The following is a 7,149-nucleotide window of genomic DNA, read 5'->3' as shown; positions in this document are numbered from 1 at the left end:
CAAACACCGGAACGGCCGGATCGGTCGCCGGCTGTCCGATGGTGTCGGTCATCTCCAGCAGCATGGGCGCGCCCACCCGGTGCATCAGCGGTGCGGTCGAGGCATCGGTCAGTACGGCCGCGATGCCCGAGTCGGCGACCATGAACTCCAGCCGTTCCAGCGGGTATTCGGGGTCGAGCGGCACCGCTGCCGCACCCGCCTTGAGCACCCCGAGCAGGGCGACGACGGGCTCCACACCACGCGGCAGGCACACGCCCACCCGCGCGCCGGCGCCGATGCCCCGCGCGAGCAGGGCGTGCGCGAGCCGGTTGGCCCGCGCGTCCAGCTCCGCGTACGACACCTGTTCGCCGGCACACACCACGGCGAGCGCGCCAGGCGCCCGCGTCACGCACTCCGCGAAGATCTCGGTAATCACCGCTCCACCGAAACCGGGCACCCGGACCACTCCCCCACGCATAGAAACGAACCGATCAGTAGTCGAGAACACCACCCAGAAGGCGGCCGACACAACGAGCTAAAGACAAAGCCAAATTCAGTGTTAAGGCGTCGCTGAAAGACCGGGGAAATCCCGGAGGAGGGGAACAGGCCGGCCTGTTCCCCTCCTCCGCGACCGGCCGGGTCAGCTCGCGGAGACGATCTCCCGCAGCCCCGCGACGAACCGTTCGGCGAACGCCGCGACCGTCCCGGGGTGGTAGGTGTCCGTCGCGTACATGACCTGGACCTCCAGGCGGCCCCCGGAGACGACCGCCACGACGTCCAGCAGGTGGTGGCGGCGTTCGGTGGCCGGTGCCGTTGGCACGTCGTACGGGACGGGCGCCCCGTAGAAGCCGTCGCCCACCCCCTCGGTGTCGTACTGGCCGAGGTAGTTGAAGCTGACCTGTGGCTCGGGGCCCTCGGCGAGGGTGCCCCTGAGGTGGCGCAGCAGCCCGTAGCCGATGCCGCGCTGCGGCACGGCCCGCAACGCGCGCTTGACCTGGTTGATCTGTGGCCGCCAGTCGGGGCCGGGCGGGGCGGTAAGGCGGACCGGGAACTGCGTGGTGAACCAGCCGACCGTGCGGGACAGGTCCACCCCGTCGATGATCTCCTCCCGTCCGTGGCCCTCCAGTTCGACCAGCACACCGTCCTCGCCGGACCACTCGGTGAGCGTCCGGCCGAGGGCCGACAGCAGCACGTCGTTGATCTGCGTGCGGTAGCGGCCCGGAACCTCCTGCAGGAGCCGTCTGGTGGTCTCCGCGTCGAGTCCGGCGCGGGCGACGGCACGGTTGCGGTCCAGGTTGGCGCCGTCGTGGTCGACGGGCAGCCGTCCGCTTCCGCCCTCGGCGAGGGCGTTCCAGTACGGGGCCTCCGTGTCCAGCGCGCCCGATCCGGTGTGGGCGGCCAGCGCCCGGGTCCAGTCGCGGAACGAGGTGGACTTGGCGCCGAGGTCGACCGGGCGCCCGGCCCGCGCCTGGCCGTAGGCGGTCGCCAGGTCGGAGAGCAGGATGCGCCAGGAGACCCCGTCGACCACCAGGTGGTGGACGGTGACGAACAGCCTCGGGAGCCGGTCGCCGTATTCGAGGAGCACGGCCTTGATCAGCGGCCCGTCCACCGGGCTCAGGCTGCCCTGGGCCTCGGCGATCAGCCGGGCCGTCTCCGCCTCGGGGTCGGCCGCCCGCGACACGTCGTGGCAGCTGAGGACGGAGCGGGCTTCGGCGGGCGGGTTGTACTGGTGCCAGCCGGCCGCGCCGCCCGTGCCGTCGTGCACGTACCGCATCCGCAGGGCGTCGTGGTGGTGGAGCAGCGCCGCGAACGCCGTGGCCAGGGCGGGCCGGTCCACCTCGGCGGAACCGAGCTCGACGAAGGTGGCCATGGTCAGGTGCTCCGGCACCGTGAAGGTGTCGAAGAACCAGCGCTGGATGGGGCTCAGCAGCACGTCTCCGCTGACCGGCGGCGCGGCTTGCGGCTCCTGTGCGGCCGGCTCCGCGGCCTCGGTGACCAGCTCCGCGAGCCCGGCCACCGTGGGCGCCTTGAACATCTGCTTCGGGGAGATCGTCAGGCCCTCCTCGCGCACCCGCGAGACCACCTGGATGGTGAGGATGGAGTCGCCGCCCAGATCGAAGAAGTTGTCGTGCACGCCGACCCGGGGCAGGCCCAGGACCGAGGCCCACACCTCGGCCAGGAGCTGCTCGCGCCCGGTGCGCGGGGCGGTGTACTCGGCCGCGGTCAGGGCCTCCGGTTCGGGTGCGGGCAGCGCCTTGCGGTCCACCTTGCCGTTCGCGTTGAGCGGCAGCGCGTCCAGTACGACGAAGGCCGTCGGCATCATGTAGTCCGGCAGGGCGGCGCTCGCGAAGGCCCGCAGTCCCGCCTGGTCCAGGCCGGTGCCGGCCGCGTAGGCGACCAGACGCTTGGTGCCGGGCGTGATCTCGCGTACCGCCACGACGGCCTGGGCCACATCCGGGTGGGAGGCCAGTGCGATCTCGACCTCGCCGAGCTCGATGCGGAAGCCCCGGATCTTGACCTGGTTGTCGGCCCTGCCGACGAAGTCCAGTTGCCCGTCCGGCAGCCAGCGCACGACGTCGCCGGTGCGGTACATCCGGCCCGCCGAGAAGGGGCTGGCCACATAGCGGCCCGCGGTGAGCCCGGGGTGTCCTGCGTAGCCCCGGGTCACGCACTCGCCGGCCAGGTACAGCTCGCCCGCGATGCCGACCGGGACCGGCCGCAGCCAGGAGTCCAGTACGTACGCGCGGGTCTGACCGAGCGGGGTGCCGATCGGCACCGACGGCCTCTGCTCCGCCCAGTCGACCAGGTGGACCGTGGCGAAGATGGTCGTCTCGGTGGGCCCGTACGCGGCCACCAGCTGGACCTCCGGCGCCTCCTCCACCACCCGTTGGAAGTGCCGGGGCGAGAGCACGTCACCGCCGGTCATCACCATGCGCAGGTCGCGCAGCATCGCCACGTCGGCATCGACGACCTCGTGGAAGAGGCCGGTCGTCACCCACAGCACGGTCACCCGGTGGGTCCGCACCAGTGTGCCGAGCTCCTCGACCGACAGCACCCGGGCCGTGGAAATGGCGAGCGCGGCCCCGTTGGCGAAGGCGCTCCAGATCTCCAGCGCGCTCGCGTCGAAGGACAGCGTCGCGGTCTGGCTGATCACGTCGTCCGCGGTGAAGGCGAGACGCGGGTCACGGGCCACGCGCAGTACTCCCGCGTGCGGCACCACGATGCCCTTGGGTCGGCCGGTGGAGCCGGAGGTGTAGAAGACGTAGGCGGCGTTGGCCGGTGTGAGCCGGGTCAGCGGCGGGCCGTCGTGGGCCGCCTCGGCCGTCCGGTCCAGCTCCTCCAGGAGGAGCACCGGTACGGGTGCCTCCGCCACCGCGTCCCGGGTGTCGCCCGCGGCCAGCAGTACCCGGAGCCCGGAGTCGGCCATCATGAACGCCAGCCGGTCCGCGGGGTACTCGGGGTCGAGCGGTACGAAGACCCCGCCCGCCTTGAACACCGCGAGCAGTGTGACGACCGGTGCCGTGCCGCGCGGCAGGCAGACGCCGACCCGGACCTCCGGGCCGACCCCGTGGGCGCGCAGGGCGTGGGCGAGCCGGTCGGCGCGTACGTCCAGTTCCCCGTACGTGAGCCGCTCGCCCTCGCAGACCAGCGCGAGCGCGTCGGGGGTGCGGGTCACTCGGTCGGCGAAGACCTCGGTCAGCACCGCGCCGGCGGGCCCCTCGGCGCCGTCGGTCCAGCCGCCCACGATCTCGGTGTGTTCGGCGCCGGTCAGCCACGGCACGGCACGCAGCGGCGCCTCCGGGTCGGCGGCCATCGCGCCGAGCAGTTCGAGCAGGTGCGCGGAGAGCCGTCGGATCGTGGCCTCGTCGAACAGGTCCGTGTTGTAGACGATGTTGCTGAGCAGCGCCCCGTCGACCTCTCCGAAGTCGAGGGTGAGGTCGAACTGCGCGGTGGTGGACTTCAGGGCCTGGTCCTGCCAGTCCAGGCCGTCCGCGTCCGGTCCGGCGGGGGCGCCGGAGAGCTTCTCGTGGCTGATCGCCACCTGGACCAGTGGGCTGCGGCTGGGGTCGCGCTCGGTGACGACGGCGTCGACGACCCGGTCGAAGGGCACTTCGGCGTGGGCGAAGGCGTCCAGGACCGTGCTGCGGACCCGGTCCAGCAGCGCGGTGGTGCTGTCGCGCTCGTCGATGTGTGTGCGCAGGGCAAGGGTGTTGATGAAGAAGCCGACGACGTCCTTGAGTTCGTCGCGGTCGCGGCCCGAGGTGACGGTGCCGACCACCACGTCCTGCTGCCCGCTGTAGCGGGACAGCAGGACCTGGCCGACTGCCGTGAGGCCCATGAACAGGGTTGCGCCGCGGGCCCGGCAGACCTCGGTGAAGCGGGCGAGCTGTCCGGCCGGGATCACCGTCTGGAAGCTCGCGCCGCAGGTGGTGCGCTCGGCGGGGCGCGGCCGGTCGGTCGGCAGCTCCAGCACCGGGACGTCGGCGAGCTGTGCCCGCCAGTAGCCCAGCCCGTCCTCCAGCGTCCGCGGGGTCAGCCGCTCACGCTGCCAGACCGCGTAGTCCGCGTACTGGACGGGCAGTTCGGCCGGGATCCGGCCTGCGTAGAGCTCGCCGAGCTCACGCTGGATCACCCCGAGGGACCAGCCGTCCATGACGATGTGGTGCATCGAAAGGACGAGTACGTGGTCCTCGTCGGCGACCCGGATCAGGGTGGGGCGCAGCAGCGGCCCGGTGCGCAGGTCGAAGGGCTCGCCGAGCAGCCGGTGGACGAGAGCGTCGACCGCGTCGGCGGGGCAGTCCAGCACCGGCAGGTCGACGGGGGCGGGCGGGTGGATCACCTGGACGCCCTGCCCGTCGACGGTGTCGAAGGTGGTGCGCAGCGACTCGTGCCGGGCCACCAGGGACCTCAGCGCGTCGCGCAGCGCCCCGGTGTCGAGCGGCCCGCGCAGCCGGGCGGCCCGGCCCGAGTTGTACTCGGCGCTGGCGCTGTCGTGCTCCGCGGCGAACCACATGCGTGCCTGCGGGGAGGAGAGCGGGAGGGCGCCGTCGCGGGGAACCCGCACGATGGCGTCCGGCCCGGCATCCACGTCCTTCGTGCCCGGGCCGGTGCCGGACGCGGCGCCGACGTGCGGGGCGAGGGCGGCGGCCGTCGGGTGGTCGAACAGCTGCCGTACGGAGATCTCCGCGCCGGCCCGGCGCAGCCGCGACACCACCTGGATACTCAGGATGGAGTCGCCGCCCAGCTGGAAGAAGTCGTCCAGGGCGCCGACCCGGTCCAGGCCGAGCACCTTGCCGAAGACCTCGGCGACCAGCTCCTCCTGCGGGGTGCGCGGGGCGGTGTACCGCTCGCCGACGGCCGACAGGTCCGGTGCGGGCAGGGCCCTGCGGTCGAGCTTTCCGTTGGCGTTCAGGGGCAACGCGTCCAGCACGGTCAGGGTCGCGGGGACCATGTACTCGGGCAGTACGCCGGCCAGCGCGGCCCGTAGTGCGGCCGGGTCCGGGGCCTCACCGCCGGGGACCGGCACGGCGTAGGCGGCGAGCCGCTTCACCCCGGGCTGGTCCTCGCGGGCGATCACGGCGGCCTGTGCGACGCCGGGCAGCCGGGTCAGCACGGCCTCGATCTCGGCGGGTTCGATACGGAAGCCGCGGATCTTGACCTGGTCGTCGCCGCGGCCGGCGTAGTCGAGCACGCCGTCGGACCGCCAGCGCACCACGTCGCCGGTGCGGTAGAGCCGCTCACCGGGGGTGACGGGGTCGGCGACGAACCGCTCGGCGGTCAGCGCGAACCTGTTGTGGTAGCCGCGGGCAACGCCCTGGCCGCCGATGTACAGCTCGCCCCAGACACCGGCCGGGACGGGCCGCAGCCACGGGTCGAGGACCCGGAGGGACTTGCCGGCGACGGGGCGCCCGATGGGAACGGATCCGCCGTCGGGGGCCTGTTCGTCGTCGGAGAACCAGCCGGTGGCGTACACCGTGGCCTCGGTGGGGCCGTAGATGTTCGCGATCACCGCCGCGGGGGCCACCTCGCCGATCCGGTCATGGAGGGCGGTCGGGAATCCTTCGCCCGCGAGCACCACGTGCCCGGCCGAGATACCGAGGCCGTCCTCGGTGAGGACCGCGCCGAGTGCGGACGGCACCGCCGAGATCAGGCTGCCGGACCAGCCTTCGGGCCGTTCGGCCAGCTCCAGTACGTCGCGCATCACTTCGAGGACGCCTCCTGCGGCGAGGGTGCCGAAGAGTTCGAAGACCGACACGTCGAAGTTGAGCGAGGTCGCGAAACAGGTCCGGGCGAAGACGTCCTCGCCGAGCGAAACGGCCCACTGGACCAGCGAGGACATGGCCTGGTGCGAGACCACCACGCCCTTGGGCCGGCCCGTGGAGCCGGAGGTGTAGATCACATACGCGGCGGCCGCGAGCGGCGGGCGTGGCCACGAGCCGGCCGCCGTGTGGTCGCCGGGCTCCGGGAGCCGGTCCACGGCGAGCAGTTCGGCCTCGCCGGCGAACGGCAGCTCCTGGGCGAGGGCGCTCTCGGTGAGCACCAGCGCGATGCCCGAGTCGGTGGCCATGTGGCGCAGCCGGTCGGCGGGATAGTGCGGGTCCAGCGGCACGTACGCGCTGCCGGACTTGAGCACGGCCAGCACGGCCACGACCAGGTCGGCGGTCCGGGACATCGAGACGCCGATCCTGGTCTCGGGCCCGGCGCCACGGGCGGCGAGCACCGCGGCGAGCCGGTCGGCGCGCTCGTCCAGGGCCGCGTACGTGAGGACCTGTCCGCGGTACTCGACGGCGGGCGCGTCGGGCTGTTCGGCGACCCTCGCCCGGAAGAGGTCGAGGAAGGTGGTGTCCGGGTTCGCCGGGCGGGCTGTCGTCCAGCCGGCCAGCCGGGTGCGCTCCACCGGCGTGAGCCGGGGCAGGGCGGACAGCGGCCGGTCGGGGGCCTCGGTCAGCGCGGCCAGCGTTGCGGACAGATGGGTCGCCAGGACCTGAACGGTCACCTCGTCGAACAGCTCGGGCCGGTAGGTGATGCGCAGGGCGATCTCGGCGGCGGTGCCGCCCATCGCGACCAGGTGCCGACCGGTGTACGCGCTGAGGGTGAGGGGGTAGTTGGTGGCGAGTCCGCCTTCGGTGCCGGTGACGGTGAGGCCGTGCCGGGCGGCGAGCTCGTCGG

2 protein-coding genes are annotated in these 7,149 nt (G+C 72.9%); both read right to left on the bottom strand.

Features of this window, described 5'->3' with window-relative positions:
- Positions 1-415 (bottom strand): AMP-binding protein (locus EES42_RS27970; RefSeq protein ID WP_164495344.1); only part of this gene is annotated, 415 nt, incomplete at its 3' end.
- Between the two features lie 204 nt (positions 416-619).
- On the bottom strand, positions 620-7,149 hold a 6,530-nt coding region (locus EES42_RS27965), incomplete at its 5' end, for a non-ribosomal peptide synthetase (protein ID WP_164495343.1).

Source organism: Streptomyces sp. ADI95-17 (assembly GCF_003846175.1).
GTDB lineage: Bacteria > Actinomycetota > Actinomycetes > Streptomycetales > Streptomycetaceae > Streptomyces > Streptomyces sanglieri.
Note: the sequence above shows the minus strand (reverse complement) of the source record. Positions and strands in the feature narration are given on the sequence as shown.